The organism is Vibrio sp. Isolate25 (assembly GCF_022398025.1).
In the GTDB taxonomy this organism is placed as follows: domain Bacteria; phylum Pseudomonadota; class Gammaproteobacteria; order Enterobacterales; family Vibrionaceae; genus Vibrio; species Vibrio coralliilyticus_A.
Genome location: NZ_JAKEUT010000017.1, coordinates 1 through 21148, shown reverse-complemented (window position 1 = coordinate 21148; position 21148 = coordinate 1). Strand labels below are relative to the sequence as shown.

Below are 21148 nucleotides of genomic sequence, written 5' to 3'. Positions count from 1 at the left end.
TGTCTACTTAACTTAATTCGCCTTGATGGATCCTAGGATAACTACCCTGAAGATCAGAATTTGGGTATAGTACCTCTTTTAGCATAAAACCAATAGGCAACGATTTATGTCCTTTAGCGATCAAAATTTGATTTGGATTGATCTCGAGATGACAGGTTTAGACCCGGAAACCCATAAAGTCATCGAAATCGCTACTATCGTCACGGATGGTGAGTTGAATATTTTAGCTGAAGGACCGGTACTTGCCATTCACCAATCAGAACAAGAGCTGGCCAAGATGGATGAGTGGTGTACGACCACACATACTGGCAGTGGCTTAGTCGAGCGTGTACGTGCTAGTGATGTAAATGAGCAGGAAGCGGTTCGTCAGACAATTGAATTCCTTGAGCAATGGGTGCCGAAGGGGATGTCCCCAATATGTGGTAACAGTGTTGGCCAAGATCGCCGCTTTTTGTATAAGCACATGCCTGAACTGGAAACGTATTTCCACTATCGCTATATCGATGTCAGTACACTGAAGGAGTTGACACGTCGTTGGAAGCCTGAGGTATTAGAGGGCTTTTCTAAGAAAGGAAGCCACTTAGCTTTGGATGACATTCGTGAGTCAATTTCTGAGTTAAAGTACTATCGCCAAACAATTTTTAACATCTAATATCAGCAACTCTTTATCAAAGATGATGATGGAAAAGCCAAGCTTAGATGGAAAAATATTCTAATCTGTGTGCTTTTTCATCAAACAGAAAAAAAACGCCTTTTTTTTGCTGGAAGGACTTGCATCACAAAAAAATGCTCTTATAATTCGCAGCCCTAAACGACGAAAACGTTGTTGATGCGACACTAGCTCAGTTGGTAGAGCGCAACCTTGCCAAGGTTGAGGTCACGAGTTCGAACCTCGTGTGTCGCTCCAAATTAAGAAGCTTTCATCATGCTTTGAATGATGATTACGGACGCGGGGTGGAGCAGCTTGGTAGCTCGTCGGGCTCATAACCCGAAGGTCGTCGGTTCAAATCCGGCCCCCGCAACCAAATTTTAAGGTGTTGTGATTCGCTAGCTCGTCGGGCTCAGCCATTCATAAAGCCTAGCGAAGGTTATCGATTCAAATCTAGCCTCCGTAACCAAGTGCGACACTAGCTCAGTTGGTAGAGCGCAACCTTGCCAAGGTTGAGGTCACGAGTTCGAACCTCGTGTGTCGCTCCAAATTTATAGGCCTTCATCATGCCTTAAATGATGAATACGGACGCGGGGTGGAGCAGCTTGGTAGCTCGTCGGGCTCATAACCCGAAGGTCGTCGGTTCAAATCCGGCCCCCGCAACCAAATTTTAAGGTGTTGTGATTCGCTAGCTCGTCGGGCTCAGTCATTCATGAAACNTACGGACGCGGGGTGGAGCAGCTTGGTAGCTCGTCGGGCTCATAACCCGAAGGTCGTCGGTTCAAATCCGGCCCCCGCAACCAAATTTTAAGGTGTTGTGATTCGCTAGCTCGTCGGGCTCAGTCATTCATGAAACCTAGCGAAGGTTATCGATTCAAATCTAGCCTCCGCAACCAAATGCGACACTAGCTCAGTTGGTAGAGCGCAACCTTGCCAAGGTTGAGGTCACGAGTTCGAACCTCGTGTGTCGCTCCAAATTAAAAAGCTTTCATCATGCTTTGAATGATGACTACGGACGCGGGGTGGAGCAGCTTGGTAGCTCGTCGGGCTCATAACCCGAAGGTCGTCGGTTCAAATCCGGCCCCCGCAACCAAATTTTAAGGTGTTGTGATTCGCTAGCTCGTCGGGCTCAGTCATTCATGAATGATGACTACGGACGCGGGGTGGAGCAGCTTGGTAGCTCGTCGGGCTCATAACCCGAAGGTCGTCGGTTCAAATCCGGCCCCCGCAACCAAATTTTAAGGTGTTGTGATTCGCTAGCTCGTCGGGCTCAGCCATTCATAAAATCTAGCGAAGGTTATCGATTCAAATCTAGCCTCCGCAACCAATGCGACACTAGCTCAGTTGGTAGAGCGCAACCTTGCCAAGGTTGAGGTCACGAGTTCGAACCTCGTGTGTCGCTCCAAATTCTTCTCAGACCACAAATGTCTGAATCGACCTCATTGGTCACCGCTCTTTATCTAATGCTGTGAAGCATAAACCAATCAAAAATCATATTAAGTCCTCCGAATAGGTGGGCATTTTTATGTCTAAAAATCAAATCAGTACGAGGTGTGCTTATTTATATCTTGATGACAAGCCTCGGTGAGTCAGGGTTAGCTGTAAAGATTAACAGAGTTATCCACAAAATTTATATTGTGGATAAGTTGGTGGGTAACCTGATTATTTTCACAAATAAGTGTGGCTGAGAAATGATCTTTTGTTTTATGAAAGTTTCTTTCTAGTTGGATATTTTTTTGTAAGTTACTGTATTTATTTAATATTATTAATATTCACTACAACTTATAGAGAATCTCATTCGATCATTAAGTGATTGTTTTTTGATCTTAGTCATTTATAGCTAATGTGATTAACTTCTTCAGCTGAAAGAAAACAAGCAATCGCCCTTTGTTTTTTCCACATTTTCATTTTTAGAGCTAAATCAAACTCTGCTGAAGAAAGTTAGGCAAAGTTTATGCATCTCTGGGAAGCCCTTTCTGTACAATTCGAATGAGCCTATTGAGCTTAGTCGAAGAGTTAGGAACCTGAGCAATTTGTTGCTCCAATGCCCAGCGAATATGTTCATCTAATAGGTCATTTAATCCTAAGCGTTGTTTGAGTGCCTCAATAATATTAGCTGAATATGGCGCATTGCCCATGGCGATCGATAAATTTCTTAGCCATTGAATATAACCGATTCTACGAATGGCTGAGCCTTGCATATTGTTGAGGAAGGTTTCTTCATCCCATTCAAATAGAGCTAGGAGGTCAGGTGAAGTTAGAGCTTGCCGACGATGGAAGTCTTCCTGCTCTGTGACATCAGAAAACCGATTCCATGGGCAAACCAACTGGCAATCGTCGCATCCGTAAATACGGTTGCCCATCGGCTTACGAAACTCTTCTGGGATTACACCATCGAACTCAATCGTCAGATAAGAAATACAACGACGAGCATCGACCACTCCATCCTCGATGATGGCCTGAGTGGGGCAAGAAGTCATACAGGCGGTGCATTTACCACAGTCACCCTGATGAACGTCATCAACAGGCAAAGGCAGGTCAATCAGTAGTTCGCCAAGGAAGAACCATGAACCACAATCTTTATCTAGAATGAGAGAGTGTTTTCCCGTCCAGCCTAGGCCTGCTTTTTGAGCTAAGGGACGTTCAAGTATCGGCGCTGAATCGACAAAAGGGCGGTAGCCGAACTGGCCCACTTCCTGTTCTATTTTTTTGCCAAGTTTCTTTAACTGATTACGTACCAGCTTGTGGTAATCGCGACCCAGTGCATAGCGGCTAATATAAGCTTGGGTAGGATCTGCTAGATTGGCTGCAAACAAGGCTTCAGGGGGAAGGTAGTCCATACGAACACTAATGACGCGTATTGTTCCTGGTAACAGCTCAGCCGGTCGCGCACGCATCATACCGTGACGAGCCATCCAGTCCATTTCACCGTGGTGTCCAGCATCAAGCCACTTTTGTAACGCAGCTTCATGTTCACTCAGGTCAATATCGCAAATACCGGCCTTTTGGAAGCCAAGCTCTTTTGCCCAAACTTTGATCTTGTTTGCGAGCTCTTGGTAGTTCATTCTAATGACTCTGGTGAAATGGGGAGCGGATCTTAACGGATCTTTTTCGTTGAATCTAGACGCGAAAACGAAGAAGTCTTGGCAGAATTACAGGAATTTGGCTTTTACTTACACAACAGACCTTGTCTCTCAATTCCAACCCAGTTTACTATTCCTGTTCTTTTGATTTTTATATAGTCACCCACTAGAGATTGATCTTCATGACCACGAAACATTTTGCCCTTAAAGATGAACACGCAACGATTCAATTAGGGACAGTCTTGGCAAACCTATGCTCTCAACAAACGACCATCTATTTGCATGGTGATTTGGGTGCGGGTAAAACGACGTTCAGTCGCGGGTTTGTACGTGCACTGGGTCATCAGGGCAATGTAAAAAGTCCAACCTATACATTGGTAGAACCGTACCAGTTGGACCAATGGCAGGTGTATCACTTTGATCTGTATCGCTTAGCTGACCCAGAAGAACTCGAGTTTATGGGAATCCGAGATTACTTTACTCCTGATGCAATCTGCTTAGTTGAGTGGCCAGAGAAAGGCCAAGGTTTACTACCTTGTGCTGATTTAGATATTGAACTGCGCTATGACGGTGAAGCGCGTGTGGTCGATCTCACCGCCAATAATAGTTATGGTTCTAAATTACTTGAGCAGTTGGAGTTATGATAATCAGTAAATTTGTTCGAGCTGTCTCTGTTTCTCTTCTTTTCGTTCTGTTTCTTTTGCCCATACGCGTGTGGGCAAATGCTCTGGAAAGCATACGTGTTTGGCCTTCTCCAGATGAAACCCGTGTCGTAATCGACTTGGCTTCCGAAGCCGAATACAGCTATTTTACGCTTAGCAGCCCAGAACGTTTGGTTGTCGATCTACCGCGAACTTCGCTTAATACCAAATTGCCGATCAATGTGTCGGATAGCCCTGTATTGAAGAAAATACGTAAAAGTTCACCCCCACAAAAGGGCACTTATCGTTTGGTGTTTGAACTCAAGCGTAAAGTGGCACCGCGCTTATTTAAGTTAGCGCCCACTCCTGGTGGACAGTATGGTCATCGACTCGTGATTGATCTGCCGCATGGCACTTCCACTACCTCTTCCGCCAAGATTTCGTCCAACTCTTCACCTCAAGTGAATAGAGATGCTTCCCAGTTATTAGGCATTGCGGACATTGTGGTCGCTATTGATGCTGGTCATGGTGGTGAAGATCCAGGCTCTATTGGCCCAAGTCGCAAGTATGAAAAGCACGCCACTTTGGCGATTTCTAAGAAAATTGCTGCTCAGATTAATGCTGTTCCAGGAATGAAGGCCGTTTTGACTCGTCGCGGGGATTATTTTGTCAATCTCAATAAACGCTCCGAGATTGCACGTGGCAATAAAGCGCACTTATTGGTATCAATTCATGCTGATGGTTTCCGTAGCCCTCAACCTCGTGGGGGATCTGTATTTGTTCTGAATACCCGCCGTGCGAATTCAGAAATTGCACGCTGGGTAGAAAATCATGAAGAACAGTCTCAGTTATTAGGCGGAGCGGGGGAAGTTCTTTCGAAAAACACCAGAGACAGAAACATCAGCCAGACATTGTTAGATTTGCAGTTTAGTCATTCACAAAAAGAAGGCTATAAACTGGCGACAAAGATCCTAAAACAGATGAGCCGTGCGGGGATAAGGCTACATAAAAAACAGCCAGTGAATGCAAGCCTCGCGGTATTGAAGTCTCCCGATATTCCTTCAGTGCTTGTTGAAACCGGTTTTATTACGAATCCAACCGAAGAAAAACTGCTCTTCCAGCGTAGCCATCAAGATAAATTGGCCAGAGCGTTGACGAAAGCGATTGTCGAATACTTCGAAGCTAACCCTCCTGAGGGGACTTTGTTTGCGAACCGAGGGAAGACGATCAAGCATAAAGTGAAACGAGGTGAGTCGCTTTCTGTGATTGCTAAGAAGTACGGTACAACGACGAAGGCCATTATGCAGTCCAATAAGCTGAAAAGCTCTGGTTTAGCGATTGGTCAGGTATTGACCATTCCTGGCTCCAAAGGCGCAGTGCCTGTACCTAAAGTGACGAACCCTGTGGAAACTAAGACCATCACGCACGTGGTTCAGAGTGGGGAATATCTCGGTAAGATTGCTGAGCGATATAAAGTCTCAGTTGCCCATATTAAACGAGAAAATAAATTGCGCTCGGATACACTTAAACTTGGCCAAAAGCTACGCATTACAGTGAGTTTGAAAGATCAGCCGCTGCGCAAGCATAAGGTGAAGCGGGGTGAGTTCTTAGGCAAAATTGCCAGCCAATACGATGTCAGTGTCGGTGCGATCCGTAAGGCAAATAACTTGCGTTCGGACGAATTGGCGATAGGGCAAGTTTTGGTGATTCCGAATAAGTAGCTATTGGTATGACGATTAAGATTCTTCCAGCGCGGCTGGCTAACCAAATTGCGGCAGGGGAAGTGGTTGAGAGGCCGGCTTCTGTGGTCAAAGAGCTGGTTGAAAATAGTTTAGACTCTGGCGCGACCCGAATTGATGTTGATATCGAAAAAGGTGGTGCTAAGCTCATTCGTGTGCGTGATAACGGTAAAGGGATCATTAAAGATGAACTTGGACTAGCACTGAGTCGTCATGCCACGTCAAAGATCCACACTTTGGACGATCTGGAAGCGATCATGAGCCTAGGCTTTCGCGGTGAAGCGCTGGCCAGTATCAGTTCAGTTTCTCGTCTTACTCTGACTTCTCGTCCAGCGACACAAGATCAAGCTTGGTCTGCTTACAGCGAAGGCCGTGAGATGGCGGTCAAGTTGCAACCCACAGCACACCCTATTGGCACCTCTGTTGAAGTCTTGGATTTGTTTTTTAATACGCCGGCACGACGTAAATTTCTTCGCACAGAAAAGACTGAGTTCACTCATATCGATGAGCTGCTAAAGCGAATTGCCTTGAGTCGGTTTGATGTCACGATCAATTTGCGACACAACGGCAAGGTGATTAAACAGTACCGAGCGGCGAAGACTCAGCTCCAAGAAGAAAAACGCATTGCAGCTGTGTGTGGTAACCCGTTCGTGCGTAATATGTTGAAAATCGAACTCGAACATCAGGGGCTAAAGTTACATGGCTGGATCACAACACCTGAAGGTGCTCGTCAACAAAGTGATCTGCAGTATTGCTATGTGAATGGGCGGATGATGCGTGATAAATTGATCAATCACGCAATTCGTCAAAGCTATGAAAGCAGTCTACGGCCAGATCAGTTTGCGACTTATGTGTTATTTATTGAAATCGACCCACACCAAGTGGATGTCAATGTTCACCCAGCAAAACACGAGGTTCGTTTTCACCAAGCTCGCTTGGTTCACGATTTTATTTATCAGGCACTCAGTGACGCTCTAGTACAAAGTGCCCACATTGATAAACCTGAAATCAATGCATCCGCTTTCCACACGGAAAAGGATACGCACACACAGGCAGAAAGTTCAGCACCTGCTGACTCTGTCAGCCATGATGTGCCTGAGGCTGTCTATCAAGCAATAGAGAAAGTTCCGGCTTATCCTGGGCAGCAAGACTATCAAGAAAAACGTCAGGCTCAACAGGTGAGAGAATCGATTCCAAGAGGTGACTGGGTTGAATCACGCTCGTCCTCTAAGCCTAAGGTTGCATCCGAAGAAAGATACGGAGAACCTGCGCCAAGCAAGCAGGAAGTCAAAGCATATAAGGAGTTATTAACAACTCCTTATCTCCCTCAAACCAGTCCAAGCATCGAATTGGGTGCGGAGGTTGCTCGTTCATGTTTAACATCCGAGCAGGTTTCTCAATCCATTGACGCGCTGGGCAAAGCGATTTGTGTGACTCAAGGACAATATGTGCTGATGGGAGATAAACAGGGGGCGAGATTAGTTTCACTGGCGAAAGCGGAATGGTTGCGTATTAAAGGGCAGTTATCGACCACTGGCGGTGGACTAAAAAGCCAGCCGCTGCTGGTCCCTTTGTCATTGAAGCTCAGCACAGTGCAGATTGAAGCCGCTCAGATTCACCAAGAAGCATTACTCCAGTTTGGTATAGAGCTGAAAAATCGTCATGCATCTGCGTTGATGGTGATGGGGGTACCTCAACCACTTCGTCAGCAAAACTTGCAACAATTGATACCAGATCTGTTATCTTACGCCGCTTTGACGTCAGAGAGTGGGCAGAGATTGCAGCTCTCTGATTGGCTAACGAACCACGTCACACAGGTAAAAAACGACTACACTTTGTCGGAGGCGATACAAGTCATCGCTGAGATAGAGCAGTTGTGGCAAGGTAACCTCCCTTTGGATGACCGCAGCTTTGTGTATCCTGTTGATTTTTCTGCAACGATTGCAGCGATGAAGTTATGAATAATGAACTACCTTTGGCTCTTTTTTTAATGGGGCCAACCGCCTCTGGCAAAACCGACCTAGCTATCCGCTTGCGGAGAAAATATCCAGTAGAGATTATTTCTGTTGATTCTGCTTTGATTTACAAAGGGATGGATATAGGCACCGCGAAGCCAGATGAACAAGAGCAAGCACAGGCTCCACATCGACTGATTGATATTCTTGACCCAAGTGAAGCATACTCGGCAGCCGACTTTCGTCGTGATGCATTAAATGAAATGCATCACATTGTTGAGCAAGGAAAAATTCCATTGCTGGTAGGGGGCACCATGCTCTACTACAAAGCACTACTGGAAGGTTTATCACCTCTTCCGGCTGCAAACTCTGAAATACGCCAGCAAATTGAGCAGGAAGCATTGACTCATGGCTGGGACGTACTGCACGATCAACTCAAAGAGATCGATCCTGTTTCCGCTGAACGAATCCACCGAAATGATCCACAAAGATTGTCTAGGGCATTGGAAGTTTATCGAATTTCAGGTAAAACTCTTACTGAACTAACTCAAACGAAAGGTGAAAGCCTGCCGTTTAGAGTGAAACAGTTCGCGATAGCTCCCAAGGAAAGGGCAGAACTCCACCGCCGAATTGAGTTGAGATTCGACAAAATGATAGAAGCAGGGTTTGAACAGGAGATGCGAGGGCTGTACGCCCGAGACGATCTTCACGCTGATCTTCCTTCTATTCGTTGTGTCGGTTATCGGCAAATGTGGGACTATTTGGATGGGAATTGCACACTTGAAGATGCCATTTTTAAAGGTATCTGTGCGACCCGCCAGTTGGCCAAGCGACAAATCACCTGGTTGCGCAGCTGGGATGATTTAACTTGGTTAGATAGCGAAAACATAGAACAGGCTCTAGAAACCGTATCAAATGCCATAGCGTCTGAAGGTTTTAGCCGTGTATAATGTGATCGCTTTTGCGTGAATGTGCTCTGTAAAGGATCTGTTACTTGAAATTTGCTAGCAAAGCCGTCATAACAGGTAACGACAGGGTGTTTTTTATTCGTTTAGCTCAGATGCAAAGGCGCACCTAGTTTTTTCAGTGCACCACTAGCTAAATAACTAGAACAAAATTACAAAATAAGGAAAATAAAATGGCTAAGGGGCAATCTCTTCAAGACCCATTCTTAAATGCATTACGTCGTGAACGTATCCCAGTATCAATCTACCTAGTAAATGGAATTAAACTTCAAGGTCAGATTGAATCTTTCGATCAATTTGTGATCTTGCTGAAAAATACAGTAAATCAGATGGTATATAAACATGCTATCTCGACAGTTGTTCCTGCTCGTCCAGTTAGCCACCACAGCGGTGAGCGTCCTCAGGGCGGCGAGCGTCAGCAAGAGAAATCAGAAGATTAATTCTCTGAAAAAGAAAATTAGTATTATTTTAAGGAGTTGATTGCTTGTTTGACCGTTATGAAGCCGGTGAGCGAGCCGTACTTGTTCATATCAACTTCACGCAAGAAGGGGAGTGGGAAGATCTCAGTGAATTTGAAATGCTGGTATCTTCGGCTGGAGTCTCATCGTTACAAGTTGTAACCGGCAGTCGCCAGTCACCACACCCTAAATACTATGTCGGAGAGGGTAAAGCTCAGGAAATTGCCCAAGCGGTGCAACTTGCTGGCGCTGATATAGTGATATTCAATCACGCCCTCTCTCCTGCCCAAGAACGTAACCTAGAATCGTTGTGTAAATGTCGAGTGCTTGATCGCACCGGTCTTATCTTAGATATTTTTGCCCAACGCGCCCGAACACATGAAGGTAAATTACAAGTTGAGCTTGCTCAACTTCGTCATATTTCTACTCGACTTATTCGCGGTTGGACGCACCTTGAACGACAAAAAGGTGGTATTGGTTTACGTGGTCCAGGTGAAACTCAGCTAGAAACTGACCGACGTTTATTGCGTGATCGTATAAAGACTATTTTGCGCCGCTTGGAAAAGGTGGCAAAACAGCGTGAACAAGGTCGCCGAGCCAGAAATCGAGCGGAAATCCCAACGATTTCTCTGGTTGGTTATACCAACGCGGGTAAATCCACCATGTTTAACCGCATTACTGAAGCGGGCGTATATGCAGCTGACCAGCTGTTTGCCACTTTGGATCCAACGTTGAGAAAGATTGAGCTTGCGGATGTAGGGACAGCCATTTTAGCTGACACGGTTGGGTTCATCCGACATTTACCCCATGATCTGGTTGCTGCTTTCAAAGCAACCCTGCAAGAAACTCAGGAAGCTGACATTTTGTTACATGTTGTCGATGCCAGTGATGAGCGTTTTCGTGAGAATATTCAGGCTGTTCATGAAGTGCTTGAAGAGATCGATGCCCATGAGGTGCCGGCTCTTCTAGTGATGAACAAAATTGACAATCTCGAAGATCAGAAACCTCGCATTGAAAGGGACGAAGAAGGTATTCCTCGTGCCGTTTGGGTTTCGGCAATGGAAGGCATTGGTATTGAACTGCTATTTGAAGCCCTGACTGAGCGTTTAGCCAGTCAAATGGTTCAGTATCAATTGCGAATTCCGCCACAACATCAGGGGCGTATTCGTAGTACATTCTTCCAAATGAAATGTATTCAACGAGAAGAGTATGATCAGGATGGTAACTTGTTGATTGATGTTCGCATGCAGCAAGTGGATTGGTCTAGACTTGAAAAAAGAGAAGGGGCAGTTTTACGTGACTTTATAGTTACTTAAATGACTGCTACAGTATAACGTCATATCAAATGATGGAGCTTTCTAATGGCGTGGAATGAGCCTGGTAATAACAACGGCAACAATGGCCGCGATAACGACCCTTGGGGGAGTAATAATCGTGGTAATAAAGGTGGCCGTGATCAAGGACCGCCAGACTTAGACGAAGTATTTAATAAACTGAGTCAGAAACTGGGTGGAAAGTTTGGTGGTGGAAAAGGAGGCAAAGGATCTTCTATCGGCGGTGGCGGCGGTGCACTAGGTTTTGGTGTCATTGCAGTAATCGCGATAGCAATCTGGTTCTTCGCTGGCTTTTACACCATCGGTGAAGCTGAGCGTGGTGTCGTTCTACGACTGGGTAAATACGATCGAATCGTAGATCCTGGTCTGAACTGGCGTCCTCGCTTCATTGATGAAGTAACCCCTGTTAATGTACAGGCAATCCGCTCGCTACGTTCATCTGGTCTTATGTTGACGAAAGATGAAAATGTTGTGACCGTTGCTATGGATGTTCAGTACCGTGTTGCTGACCCGTATAAATACCTATTCCGCGTGACCAACGCTGATGACAGCTTACGCCAAGCGACAGATTCTGCGCTACGTGCTGTAATTGGTGACTCTTTGATGGACAGCATTTTGACCAGTGGTCGTTTGTCGATTCGTCAAAACACGCAGACAACACTTGAAGATATTGTCGCTAGCTATGATATGGGTATCGAAGTGGTCGCAGTTAACTTTGAAGATGCTCGTCCACCGGAAGAGGTTAAAGCTGCTTTCGATGATGCCACGGCATCTCGAGAAGACGCACAGCGATTTAAGCGTGAAGCGGAAGCATATCAAAACGATATTATCCCTAAAGCGAAAGGTCGTGCAGAGCGACTTCTAAAAGAAGCGCAGGGTTATAGTGAGCGAGTCACGAATGCCGCCTTAGGTGAAGTCGCTCAGTTCGAAAAACTGCTACCAGAGTATCAAGCAGCTCCTGAGGTTACCCGTAATCGTCTGTACTTAGATACTATGGAGCAAGTCTACTCCAATACTTCTAAAGTCCTGATTGACTCAGAGTCGAGTGGTAACCTTCTATACTTGCCGATCGATAAACTGGCTGGTCAAGAAGGTAAAGCACAAACTAATCGTAAATCGAAATCTTCTTCGTATGATCAAATCGAACTTGAGCCTCAACGCACAGAGACAACCTCAGATTCACAATCTCGTTCAACGGGTTCACGTCAAGGGAGATATTAAGAATGCGTAAGTTAATGATCCCTGTACTAGTCGTCGCACTGGTTTTGATGCTGATGTCGCTATTTGTCATCCCTGAAGGTGAGCGCGGTATCGTCATTCGCTTCGGTCGTGTGTTGAAAGACAACAATGAGATTGCACGAATTTATGAACCGGGCTTACATTTCAAGATGCCATTGTTTGATCGTGTAAGAACATTAGATGCACGTATCCAAACTATGGATGGCCGTTCGGATCGTTTCGTTACGTCCGAGAAAAAAGACGTAATCATTGATTCCTACGTGAAATGGCGTATCGAAGATTTCGGTCAGTATTATCTTGCAACCGGTGGCGGTAATTCATCAACGGCACAAGCTCTTTTGAGTCGAAAAGTGACCGATGTACTTCGTTCTGAAATTGGTTCGCGTGAAATCAAGCAGATTGTTTCAGGCCCGCGCAATGACGATGTCTTACCGGATAGTGCTGATAGTGAAGTTGTAACGACTAAAGCAGCAAAAGAGGCCTTAGAAGTTGATGGTGAACGCGATATCATTATGAAAAATGTACTTAATGATACGCGTAAAGATGCCATGGAAGACTTAGGTATTCATGTCTTCGACTTCCGCATGAAGAAAATTAATCTTCCGGATAGCATTAGTAAGTCAATATACGATCGTATGAGAGCTGAACGTGAGTCGGTTGCAAGGCAATTCCGTTCTCAAGGTCGTGAGCAAGCTGAAATCATTCGCGCTCAAGCTGAACTTGAAGTGGCGACCATTTTGGCTGAAGCAGACAAAACAGCTCGTGTGACACGAGGTGCGGCGGATGCAGAAGCTGCGAAGGTTTATTCTGAAGCGTATAACAAAGCTCCTGAGTTTTACAGTTTCCTACGTTCACTAAAAGCGTACGAAGAATCATTCAGTGAGAAGAGTGATATTTTGGTGTTAGATCCTAAGAGTGAGTTCTTCCAGTACATGAACAACTCAGCGGGCGCTCCGGCAAAATAAGCTCAAATTTACAAATAGCAAAGGCTCCTTCACGGAGCCTTTATTTTTTCGAGGGAATCATGATGTCAAACTCACTTTGGATGGCGCTTGGTCTGGTGTTAATTGTTGAAGGAATCGGGCCTTTAATTGCCCCGAATGGTTGGCGAAACATGGTTGCGCAATTGAGTGAACAGCCGAACAATCAATTGAGGCGTATTGGTGGGTGTCTAGTGGTTGCAGGCGCTGTTATTGCTTACGTGTTCAGTTAGTAATGAGGTGGTGGAGTTTCTTCGGATGGATCGGCCATATTTGAAGTGTCCATATTCTTGACTTTACCCACTACGTACTTCATCTGATCTTGCATTTTTGTGATCAGCAACTGTTGTTGGCTCAATGCATCGTTAAGTGAATCAATGGTTTGCTCTTGAAACGCCAATTGGCACTCCATGTCATTGATACGGTTTTCTAGTTCTGCTACACGCTTTTCGGTCATGATTAGTCGTCCACATTCCAAGCTTGGGCTATTCCTGCGGATGTGCCCGATATTACTCGATTCTGGTTGTCAAAGGCTGCATCATACACCACTGCGCGTGGAGGGCGAGTATCTTTTAACGGCTCAGCTTCAAATCCATCGACACGTTTGCCCGTATTGGTTTCCCAGACCATAATTCGGCTTGAAGGTGTTCCTGTCACCAAGTATTGGCCATCATCTGAAAAGCGGGCTGTAGAAAAGATCAATTGACGCGAAAAGCTTCGCAGCTGCGATAATTTCTCCCCAGTACGTAGGTTCCAAATAATTGCTTGGTTTCCACCATCGGACGTAAAGGCATAAAGACCATCTCTTTGTAAGGCAACGCGATTAATTCGTTGCTCGTGTTCGAAGCTTTTGAGAATCTGACCTGTACGGGTATCCCATAAGTAGGCGGTGTAATCATTGCCACCAGATAACGCAAAACGACCATTGGGTGAAAGTGCCACGGAGTTGACTTTTTCATTGTGGGCAAGGAACTCTAGTCGTCTTCCGGTGACTAAGTTGACGTAAATGGCTTTGCCATTCGATAAACCAAGCAGTACTTGTTCGCCGTTACTAGCAATATCAACGTCACGAATCAGTCCGTCAGATATCGACCATAGCCCTTGAGCTTGGGTCCAAGCCAAGTCCCAAACAGCAAAGTTTATTTGTGTTGCGGTGACGGCAAATCGGCCATTATCTGAGATACGGATTCGAGAAACGGTACTCGCTTGAGGATCTTGTTCACCTAATGAGGCAAGCTGCTGGCTTTCATAGAGATCCCACAGTACTAGTTGATGCTCTTTGGAGTACAATAGGGCAAAGCGGGCATCTCGGCTTAAGGCGAAGCTAGTTGTTCCTAGGGGCTCTATAACCCAACGTTGATCATCTTGCGTGGAGAAAAAGCAACCATTTAACGTTGTGATGACAAACGTAAGTAATAGAGTATGAAAAATAGTTCGCATTAAATACAAAGATCCGCTTTAGTTAACGTTTAATTAAAACGCATATTGGTTATAGTGGTACAACATGCTTATAAGCACCAGTCGAAATTAAAGATTTGTGCGCAAAGACAAATGGTTAGCCATTAATTGGAGAATTCAATGAAATCTATTTTTAAGGTGTCACTGCTTGCAGCAACAGTAATGTTGGCGGTTGGCTGTCAGAAAGAAGAAGAAGCTAAAACAGAGGCTGCACCAGCAGCAGAACAAGTGCAAGCAGAAGCCGGTAAAACGGTTCACTTTAAAACCGACGATGAAAAAGCGGCTTACGCAATTGGCGTATCATTCGCAAACTATCTAAACACTAGTCTAGATAAGCCAAACGAGATTGGTATCAATCTAGATAAAGACCTTGTACTGAAAGGCATTGAACATGTGTTTGCGGGTAGCCCTGAGCTAAATGAAGAAGAAACACGCGCAGCCCTTGAATCGCTAGATAAGCGTGTTGCTGAAACAATGCAAAAGCAAGCGGCAGAAAAAGCAGCTGAAGCGAAGAAGGCAGGCGATGACTTCCGTGCTGACTTTGAAAAGCAAGAAGGCGTGAAGAAGACAGAATCTGGCCTACTGTATCAAGTCATGACTCCTGCCGAAGGCGACCAGCCTAAAGATACTGATACTGTACAAGTCCATTATAAAGGCACTTTAATCGACGGTACTCAGTTTGATAGTTCATACGACCGTGGTGAACCTGCGACTTTCCCACTGAACCGTGTGATTTCAGGTTGGACGGAAGGTGTGCAGCTGATGCCTGTTGGCTCTAAATTCAAGTTCGTTATTCCGCCAGAGCTAGCATATGGTGAGCAAGACACGCCTAGTATTCCTGCTAACTCGACACTGGTCTTCGAAGTTGAATTACTGAAAATCGATAACGGTGAAGGTGAGCAAGTGGTTCAATAAGCCACTTCCCTCTGAAATAAACCCAAAGGTCTGATGAAAATCAGGCCTTTTTTCATTTTTTGGCGCTGTATCGCGTGAATAGTTTGTTCTAAATCACTAGATAGTGGCATTGCTAGATGTTCAATTCAAAATTTCTGATAAACTTACACCAATTTGTTGATTTTTCGCTCGAAGGCTTAAAAAGTGACAACTACAGACACAGTTAACACGGATATGTTGCTCGAAATGGAATCTGTCAATGTGATGCCATTTAGCGAGCACGATAAAATTATTCTCAGATCGTATGAAGCCGTGGTGGACGGTATCGCCAGTCTTATCGGCCCTTTTTGTGAAATCGTTCTGCATTCTTTGGAAGATCTCAATACGTCAGCCATTAAAATTGCCAATGGTGAAAATACAGGTCGTCAGGTTGGCTCACCCATCACTGATCTAGCGTTGAAAATGCTGCGAGATATCGAAGGCTCTGAGCGTAATTTCTCCCGTTCATATTTTACTCGTGCGAAAGGTGGCGTGTTGATGAAGTCGATTACGGTTGCGATCCGTAATGGTGAGAACCGAGTGATCGGCCTGCTATGTATCAACGTTAATCTTGACGCGCCTTTTTCTCAGGTACTGCAATCTTTCATGCCAACAGAAGAAGCTAAGCAAGCTGCATCGTCAGTGAATTTTGCCAGCGATGTCGAAGAACTGGTTGATCAGACGGTTGAACGAACAATTGAGGAGATCAATGCGGATAAGTCAGTATCAAACAATACCAAAAATCGTCAGATTGTGATGGAGCTGTACGACAAAGGGATTTTTGATATTAAAGACGCAATAAACCGTGTCGCAGATCGTTTAAATATCTCTAAGCACACCGTCTATCTTTATATTCGTCAGCGTAAAACTGAGGACGACGAAAGTTGAGTGCATTGAGCTATACCTTAGTCGTCAATGGGCCGGTATATGGTAGTCAGTCGGCTAGAACGGCTTATCAATTTGCACGCAGCCTGATTACTAAAGGGCATCAATTGGTCAGTGTGTTCTTTTACCAAGATGGCGTGACCAATGGCACAGCACTAAGCGTCCCTGCTAATGATGAGTTTGATTTGGTGAAGGCGTGGCAAGCTCTAGCTACAGAGCATAATGTGCGGTTAGAAACGTGTGTGGCGGCAGCGCTGCGCCGTGGGATTGTAAGTCAGGATGAATCCAATCAGCACAACTTAATCCAAAGTAATTTGGCCGATGGCTTCCATCAAGCGGGCTTAGGTAGCTTGGCGGAAGCCATGCTGACACAAGATAGGGTTGTACAGTTTTGAGTCAGTTAACCTACTTATTTCGTAGCGCTCCGCATGGAAGTGCATCTGGACGTGAAGGTGTTGATGCTTTATTAGCCGCATCCGCATATTGTGAAGATATTAGCGTACTGTTTATAGGGGATGGTGTTTATCAGTTGATTGCCGGTCAGCAAACCAGTGACATCCTGAGTAAAGATTATTCACCTATGTTGAAGCTGTTCGATCTTTACGATATAGAGCAAGTGTATGTATGCGCGCAATCTCTGGCTGAGCGTGGTCTGGCGCAAGCGGATTTGATTATTGATGCTCAATTGCTCGACGACGATGAGCTCAAAACGCAGATACATAGTGCGAGAAAAATACTTTCATTCTAGAGGTCTTATGTTACACATCGTCAAATCCGTAGCGGCTGTAGAAGAGGTGAGAAAAGTATCTAAAGAGAGCGACACCTTACTGTTTATTGAAAATGCCGTTTATGCACTCAACCCTCAACACAGGTCATACCCCATGGTAAAAGGCTTCAATATCGCAGCACTTCGCAGTGATTTAGAAGCGCGCGGCATCCTTAATCGCGTCAGCCCTTCAGTTGAGGTTATCGACTATGATGGGTTTGTTGATCTTACTGTGGCACAGGAAACTTCTCTGACTTGGGATTAGCCTTATCCTCTTTTCAATCGGTGTGGAAGAACATTTACGGTATGAAGGTTTGAGTTGAACAAAAAAGATCCGTATATTTCTTGACACACCTCTCACTGCTGCATAGAATTTTGCGTCCCTAATTGCCATTGGTGATTAGGGATAGATTTTTCACAAAGCTTACTTTCAAGTAAATCAGGAGCTAGTTAATGGCAACTATTAACCAGTTGGTACGTAAGCCTCGTGCAAAGCAGGTTGTTAAAAGCAACGTGCCTGCACTAGAAGCGTGTCCACAAAAACGTGGTGTATGTACTCGTGTTTACACTACTACACCTAAAAAACCTAACTCAGCACTTCGTAAAGTATGTCGTGTTCGTCTAACGAACGGCTTCGAAGTGACTTCGTACATCGGTGGTGAAGGTCACAACCTTCAAGAGCACTCAGTTGTTCTAATCCGTGGCGGTCGTGTTAAAGACCTTCCGGGTGTACGTTACCACACAGTTCGCGGTGCACTAGACTGTGCTGGCGTTAACGACCGTAAACAAGGTCGTTCTAAGTACGGTGTGAAGCGTCCAAAATCTTAATGGTATCCGTTAAGTAAGGCCAAACACTAAATTAAATTTAATTTTTGAAGAAACTGAAAAGTTTTGGATAACCTGAAGAAGACAACGGAGAAAATCCATGCCACGTCGTCGCGTCATCGGTCAGCGTAAGATCCTTCCAGATCCAAAGTTCAAATCTGAACTGCTGGCAAAATTCGTTAACATCCTTATGGTTGACGGTAAAAAATCTACTGCAGAGAAAATTGTTTACACTGCACTAGATGCAATGGCTGAGAAATCTGGTAAAGATCACTTAGCTGTATTTGAAGAAGCTCTTGAAAATGTTCGCCCTGCGGTAGAGGTTAAATCTCGTCGCGTGGGTGGTTCAACTTACCAAGTTCCTGTAGAAGTACGTCCGGTTCGCCGTAACGCACTTGCTATGCGTTGGGTAGTTGAAGCTGCGCGTAAGCGTGGTGAAAAATCTATGGCTCAACGCCTAGCTGCTGAAATGCTAGATGCGTCTGAGAACAAAGGTACTGCTGTTAAGAAACGTGAAGACGTTCACCGTATGGCAGAAGCGAACAAAGCATTCGCTCATTACCGCTGGTAATACCTTTCAGTGCCGCGAGAACCCTCGCGGCGCAACTCTAGTTCCTATGCGTAAGCTTAGGAACTATTGCTATATCTAGGGCACGTGAAAATTGCCATGAGCAGGCTAAAATGCAACTAGAAATAGCAATAGTCCCTAATTCAAGAGGATTCAATCGTGGCTCGTAAAACACCTATTGAGCGCTACCGTAACATTGGTATCGTCGCTCACGTAGACGCAGGTAAAACAACCACAAGTGAACGTATTCTGTTCTACACCGGCCTTTCTCATAAAATCGGTGAAGTTCACGATGGTGCTGCTACCATGGACTGGATGGAGCAGGAGCAAGAGCGTGGTATCACAATCACCTCAGCGGCTACGACCACTTTCTGGCGTGGTATGGATGCACAATTCCAAGACCACCGCATCAACATTATCGATACTCCTGGACACGTAGATTTCACTATCGAAGTAGAGCGTTCACTTCGCGTACTTGATGGTGCTGTCGTAGTGTTCTGTGGTTCATCGGGTGTTGAACCTCAATCTGAAACTGTATGGCGTCAAGCTGACAAGTACCACGTTCCTCGTATGGTATTTGTTAACAAGATGGACCGTGCAGGTGCTGACTTCCTTCGTGTTGTTGATCAAATCAAAAACCGTCTTGGTGCGAACCCTGTTCCTATCCAACTTAATGTTGGTGCGGAAGAAGACTTCAAGGGTGTGATTGACCTAATCAAGATGAAGATGATCAACTGGAGTGAAGCTGATCAAGGTACAACTTTCACTTACGAAGATATTCCAGCGGACATGCTTGAGCTTGCTGAAGAGTGGCACAACAACCTAGTTGAGTCAGCGGCAGAAGCTAGCGAAGAGCTAATGGATAAGTATCTTGAAGAAGGCGAACTAACGGAAGCTGAAATCAAGCAAGCATTACGTACTCGTACACTAAACAATGAAATCGTACTGGCCACTTGTGGTAGTGCGTTTAAGAACAAAGGTGTTCAAGCAGTACTCGATGCAGTAGTCGAATTCTTACCATCGCCAATTGACGTTCCAGCGATCAAAGGTGTTGATGACAACGACAACGAAGTTGAGCGTCATGCAGACGACAACGAACCGTTCTCAGCACTCGCATTCAAAATTGCGACAGACCCGTTTGTAGGTACGTTAACCTTTATGCGTGTTTACTCTGGTGTGGTGAACTCTGGCGATGCTGTTTACAACTCTGTTAAACAGAAGAAAGAACGCTTTGGTCGCATCGTACAGATGCACTCAAACAAGCGTGATGAAATTAAAGAAGTTCGTGCAGGTGATATTGCAGCGGCAATCGGCCTGAAAGACGTAACTACAGGTGACACACTATGTGACCAGAACCACAAGGTGATTCTGGAACGCATGGAGTTCCCTGACCCAGTAATTCAGATCGCGGTAGAGCCTCGCTCTGTTGCCGATCAAGAAAAGATGGCTATTGCACTAGGTAAACTAGCCGCAGAAGACCCGTCTTTCCGCGTCGAAACGGATGACGAAACAGGTCAAACATTGATCTCTGGTATGGGTGAACTTCACCTAGATATCATCGTTGACCGCATGAAACGTGAATTCAGCGTTGACTGTAATGTTGGTAAACCTCAGGTTGCTTACCGAGAGACGATTCGTGGTAACGCGGAAGTTGAAGGTAAATTTGTACGTCAATCTGGTGGTCGTGGTCAGTATGGTCACGTATGGATCAAACTGGAGCCATCTGAACCTGGTGAAGGTTTTGTCTTTGTTGACGAAATTGTGGGTGGTGTTGTTCCTAAGGAATACATCAGTTCGGTAGCGAAAGGTATCGAAGAGCAAATGAACAGTGGTGTTCTAGCGGGTTACCCGGTTCTAGACATTAAAGCAACACTGTTTGATGGTTCTTACCACGATGTTGACTCTAACGAGATGGCGTTTAAGATCGCTGGCTCGATGGCATTCAAGAAGGGTTCATTAGAAGCACAGCCTGTACTTCTTGAGCCAATGATGAATGTTGAAGTAACTACGCCTGAAGATTGGATGGGTGACGTTGTTGGTGATCTAAACCGCCGTCGCGGCATGATCGAAGGTATGGACGATGGTGTGGCTGGTATTAAGATCATCCGCGCTCAAGTGCCACTATCTGAGATGTTTGGTTACGCAACTGATCTACGTTCTGCAACTCAAGGCCGTGCGTCTTATTCTATGGAGTTTAACGAGTACGCTGAAGTACCGAAAAACTTTGCAGATAAAATCATTGCAGACCGTGGTTACTAATAAATCGTATTAACCTTTAAAAATAGCAAGACTTTTTTAAAGATCAATACGTCCAAATATTGCGCTGACGGACGTTGGCGCATAAAATAGCAAATTCTGGCGCGTCGTGATCAATAATGTTCGCGGCGAATCATAACTAGGAAGGAACACGATCGTGTCTAAAGAAAAATTTGAACGTACTAAACCGCACGTTAACGTTGGTACTATCGGCCACGTTGACCACGGTAAAACAACTCTAACTGCTGCAATCTGTACAACTCTAGCTAAAGTGTACGGCGGTGAAGCGAAAGACTTCGCATCAATCGATAACGCTCCAGAAGAGCGTGAGCGCGGTATCACAATCGCAACATCTCACGTTGAGTACGACACTCCAACTCGTCACTACGCACACGTAGACTGTCCAGGACACGC

22 protein-coding genes and 9 tRNA genes are annotated in these 21148 nt (G+C 45.3%); 28 read left to right on the top strand and 3 right to left on the bottom strand.

What is annotated here, in order from left to right; translation table 11 throughout:
• The first annotated feature begins 106 nt into the window (after positions 1-106).
• The 10 genes from orn to L1D15_RS19575 all read left to right on the top strand — a co-directional run bounded on the left by orn (position 107) and on the right by L1D15_RS19575 (position 2054).
• Positions 107-652 (top strand): oligoribonuclease, encoded by a 546-nt coding sequence (orn, locus tag L1D15_RS19620; RefSeq protein WP_239876764.1) that lies wholly within the window; start codon positions 107-109, stop codon positions 650-652.
• 179 nt (positions 653-831) lie between these two features.
• Positions 832-907: transfer RNA gene (locus L1D15_RS19615), tRNA-Gly, on the top strand.
• 41 nt (positions 908-948) lie between these two features.
• A tRNA-Met gene (locus tag L1D15_RS19610) sits at positions 949-1025 on the top strand.
• Between the two features lie 96 nt (positions 1026-1121).
• Positions 1122-1197: transfer RNA gene (locus tag L1D15_RS19605), tRNA-Gly, on the top strand.
• A gap of 41 nt (positions 1198-1238) precedes the next feature.
• Positions 1239-1315, top strand: a tRNA-Met gene (locus tag L1D15_RS19600).
• A gap of 60 nt (positions 1316-1375) precedes the next feature.
• Positions 1376-1452, top strand: a tRNA-Met gene (locus L1D15_RS19595).
• Positions 1453-1548: 96 nt separating this feature from the next.
• Positions 1549-1624, top strand: a tRNA-Gly gene (locus L1D15_RS19590).
• Between the two features lie 41 nt (positions 1625-1665).
• Positions 1666-1742 (top strand) — tRNA-Met (locus tag L1D15_RS19585).
• Between the two features lie 64 nt (positions 1743-1806).
• Positions 1807-1883: transfer RNA gene (locus tag L1D15_RS19580), tRNA-Met, on the top strand.
• Between the two features lie 95 nt (positions 1884-1978).
• Positions 1979-2054: transfer RNA gene (locus tag L1D15_RS19575), tRNA-Gly, on the top strand.
• A 547-nt stretch (positions 2055-2601) separates the two neighbouring features.
• Here L1D15_RS19575 and queG read toward each other — a convergent pair.
• Complete coding sequence (gene queG, locus L1D15_RS19570) at positions 2602-3714, bottom strand: tRNA epoxyqueuosine(34) reductase QueG (protein WP_239876763.1); 1113 nt, start codon at positions 3712-3714, stop codon at positions 2602-2604.
• A gap of 200 nt (positions 3715-3914) precedes the next feature.
• On the opposite strand from queG, the gene tsaE reads away from it, so the two are divergent.
• From tsaE to L1D15_RS19525, 9 genes are all read left to right on the top strand, one after another.
• Entirely contained in the window at positions 3915-4376 is a 462-nt protein-coding gene (tsaE, locus tag L1D15_RS19565; RefSeq protein ID WP_239838065.1) for a tRNA (adenosine(37)-N6)-threonylcarbamoyltransferase complex ATPase subunit type 1 TsaE, read from the top strand.
• Positions 4373-6094 (top strand): LysM peptidoglycan-binding domain-containing protein, encoded by a 1722-nt coding sequence (locus L1D15_RS19560; protein ID WP_239876762.1) that lies wholly within the window; start codon positions 4373-4375, stop codon positions 6092-6094. Before tsaE ends, L1D15_RS19560 begins: the two co-directional genes overlap by 4 nt.
• Before the next feature lie 8 nt (positions 6095-6102).
• Complete coding sequence (mutL, locus tag L1D15_RS19555; RefSeq protein WP_239876761.1) at positions 6103-8073, top strand: DNA mismatch repair endonuclease MutL; 1971 nt, start codon at positions 6103-6105, stop codon at positions 8071-8073.
• The gene (gene miaA / locus L1D15_RS19550; RefSeq protein ID WP_239866834.1) at positions 8070-9017 is read left to right on the top strand and encodes a tRNA (adenosine(37)-N6)-dimethylallyltransferase MiaA; all 948 of its coding nucleotides are present in this window, start codon (positions 8070-8072) and stop codon (positions 9015-9017) included. The genes mutL and miaA overlap by 4 nt, the downstream gene beginning before the upstream one ends.
• Positions 9018-9205: 188 nt before the next feature.
• Positions 9206-9472, top strand: coding sequence for an RNA chaperone Hfq (gene hfq / locus L1D15_RS19545; protein ID WP_006957051.1), 267 nt, complete (start codon positions 9206-9208; stop codon positions 9470-9472).
• Between the two features lie 44 nt (positions 9473-9516).
• Positions 9517-10806: a ribosome rescue GTPase HflX gene (hflX, locus tag L1D15_RS19540; protein WP_239876760.1), complete on the top strand. Its 1290-nt coding sequence runs from the start codon at positions 9517-9519 to the stop codon at positions 10804-10806.
• A gap of 45 nt (positions 10807-10851) precedes the next feature.
• On the top strand, positions 10852-12045 hold the full coding sequence (hflK, locus tag L1D15_RS19535) for an FtsH protease activity modulator HflK (protein WP_239838070.1): 1194 nt from the start codon (positions 10852-10854) through the stop codon (positions 12043-12045).
• A 2-nt stretch (positions 12046-12047) separates the two neighbouring features.
• Positions 12048-13028, top strand: coding sequence for a protease modulator HflC (hflC, locus tag L1D15_RS19530; protein WP_239838071.1), 981 nt, complete (start codon positions 12048-12050; stop codon positions 13026-13028).
• 62 nt (positions 13029-13090) lie between these two features.
• Positions 13091-13276 carry a DUF2065 domain-containing protein gene (locus tag L1D15_RS19525; protein ID WP_239876759.1) on the top strand — a complete coding sequence of 62 codons (186 nt, stop codon included), beginning with the start codon at positions 13091-13093 and terminating at the stop codon, positions 13274-13276.
• Here the strand turns inward: L1D15_RS19525 and L1D15_RS19520 are convergent.
• Positions 13273-13500, bottom strand: coding sequence for a SlyX family protein (locus tag L1D15_RS19520; protein WP_239838072.1), 228 nt, complete (start codon positions 13498-13500; stop codon positions 13273-13275). The genes L1D15_RS19525 and L1D15_RS19520 overlap by 4 nt on opposite strands.
• Before the next feature lie 2 nt (positions 13501-13502).
• A complete protein-coding gene (locus tag L1D15_RS19515; protein WP_239838073.1) occupies positions 13503-14483 on the bottom strand; it encodes a hypothetical protein in 981 nt (326 codons plus the stop codon).
• 138 nt (positions 14484-14621) lie between these two features.
• On the opposite strand from L1D15_RS19515, the gene fkpA reads away from it, so the two are divergent.
• The 9 genes from fkpA to L1D15_RS19470 form a co-directional block, all read left to right on the top strand.
• Entirely contained in the window at positions 14622-15416 is a 795-nt protein-coding gene (fkpA, locus tag L1D15_RS19510; protein WP_239876758.1) for an FKBP-type peptidyl-prolyl cis-trans isomerase, read from the top strand.
• A 183-nt stretch (positions 15417-15599) separates the two neighbouring features.
• Complete coding sequence (locus L1D15_RS19505; protein ID WP_019275011.1) at positions 15600-16322, top strand: transcriptional regulator; 723 nt, start codon at positions 15600-15602, stop codon at positions 16320-16322.
• On the top strand, positions 16319-16714 hold the full coding sequence (gene tusD / locus L1D15_RS19500; protein ID WP_239876757.1) for a sulfurtransferase complex subunit TusD: 396 nt from the start codon (positions 16319-16321) through the stop codon (positions 16712-16714). The genes L1D15_RS19505 and tusD overlap by 4 nt, the downstream gene beginning before the upstream one ends.
• The gene (gene tusC / locus L1D15_RS19495) at positions 16711-17067 is read left to right on the top strand and encodes a sulfurtransferase complex subunit TusC (protein WP_239866824.1); all 357 of its coding nucleotides are present in this window, start codon (positions 16711-16713) and stop codon (positions 17065-17067) included. Before tusD ends, tusC begins: the two co-directional genes overlap by 4 nt.
• A 7-nt stretch (positions 17068-17074) precedes the next feature.
• Positions 17075-17350 carry a sulfurtransferase complex subunit TusB gene (tusB, locus tag L1D15_RS19490; protein WP_239876756.1) on the top strand — a complete coding sequence of 92 codons (276 nt, stop codon included), beginning with the start codon at positions 17075-17077 and terminating at the stop codon, positions 17348-17350.
• A 188-nt stretch (positions 17351-17538) separates the two neighbouring features.
• The gene (gene rpsL / locus L1D15_RS19485) at positions 17539-17913 is read left to right on the top strand and encodes a 30S ribosomal protein S12 (RefSeq protein WP_004399892.1); all 375 of its coding nucleotides are present in this window, start codon (positions 17539-17541) and stop codon (positions 17911-17913) included.
• Positions 17914-18010: 97 nt separating this feature from the next.
• A complete protein-coding gene (gene rpsG, locus L1D15_RS19480) occupies positions 18011-18481 on the top strand; it encodes a 30S ribosomal protein S7 (RefSeq protein ID WP_006957063.1) in 471 nt (156 codons plus the stop codon).
• A gap of 156 nt (positions 18482-18637) precedes the next feature.
• The gene (fusA, locus tag L1D15_RS19475; RefSeq protein WP_019275016.1) at positions 18638-20737 is read left to right on the top strand and encodes an elongation factor G; all 2100 of its coding nucleotides are present in this window, start codon (positions 18638-18640) and stop codon (positions 20735-20737) included.
• 154 nt (positions 20738-20891) lie between these two features.
• Positions 20892-21148 (top strand): GTP-binding protein (locus L1D15_RS19470; RefSeq protein WP_239876755.1); only part of this gene is annotated, 257 nt, incomplete at its 3' end.

Coding starts and splice junctions, on each gene's coding strand:
- orn (WP_239876764.1), top strand. CDS start 107: ATGTCCTTTAGCGATCAAAATTTGATTTGGATTGATCTCGAGATGACA.
- queG (WP_239876763.1), bottom strand. CDS start 3,714: ATGAACTACCAAGAGCTCGCAAACAAGATCAAAGTTTGGGCAAAAGAG.
- tsaE (WP_239838065.1), top strand. CDS start 3,915: ATGACCACGAAACATTTTGCCCTTAAAGATGAACACGCAACGATTCAA.
- L1D15_RS19560 (WP_239876762.1), top strand. CDS start 4,373: ATGATAATCAGTAAATTTGTTCGAGCTGTCTCTGTTTCTCTTCTTTTC.
- mutL (WP_239876761.1), top strand. CDS start 6,103: ATGACGATTAAGATTCTTCCAGCGCGGCTGGCTAACCAAATTGCGGCA.
- miaA (WP_239866834.1), top strand. CDS start 8,070: ATGAATAATGAACTACCTTTGGCTCTTTTTTTAATGGGGCCAACCGCC.
- hfq (WP_006957051.1), top strand. CDS start 9,206: ATGGCTAAGGGGCAATCTCTTCAAGACCCATTCTTAAATGCATTACGT.
- hflK (WP_239838070.1), top strand. CDS start 10,852: ATGGCGTGGAATGAGCCTGGTAATAACAACGGCAACAATGGCCGCGAT.
- hflC (WP_239838071.1), top strand. CDS start 12,048: ATGCGTAAGTTAATGATCCCTGTACTAGTCGTCGCACTGGTTTTGATG.
- L1D15_RS19525 (WP_239876759.1), top strand. CDS start 13,091: ATGTCAAACTCACTTTGGATGGCGCTTGGTCTGGTGTTAATTGTTGAA.
- L1D15_RS19520 (WP_239838072.1), bottom strand. CDS start 13,500: ATGACCGAAAAGCGTGTAGCAGAACTAGAAAACCGTATCAATGACATG.
- L1D15_RS19515 (WP_239838073.1), bottom strand. CDS start 14,483: ATGCGAACTATTTTTCATACTCTATTACTTACGTTTGTCATCACAACG.
- fkpA (WP_239876758.1), top strand. CDS start 14,622: ATGAAATCTATTTTTAAGGTGTCACTGCTTGCAGCAACAGTAATGTTG.
- tusB (WP_239876756.1), top strand. CDS start 17,075: ATGTTACACATCGTCAAATCCGTAGCGGCTGTAGAAGAGGTGAGAAAA.
- rpsL (WP_004399892.1), top strand. CDS start 17,539: ATGGCAACTATTAACCAGTTGGTACGTAAGCCTCGTGCAAAGCAGGTT.
- rpsG (WP_006957063.1), top strand. CDS start 18,011: ATGCCACGTCGTCGCGTCATCGGTCAGCGTAAGATCCTTCCAGATCCA.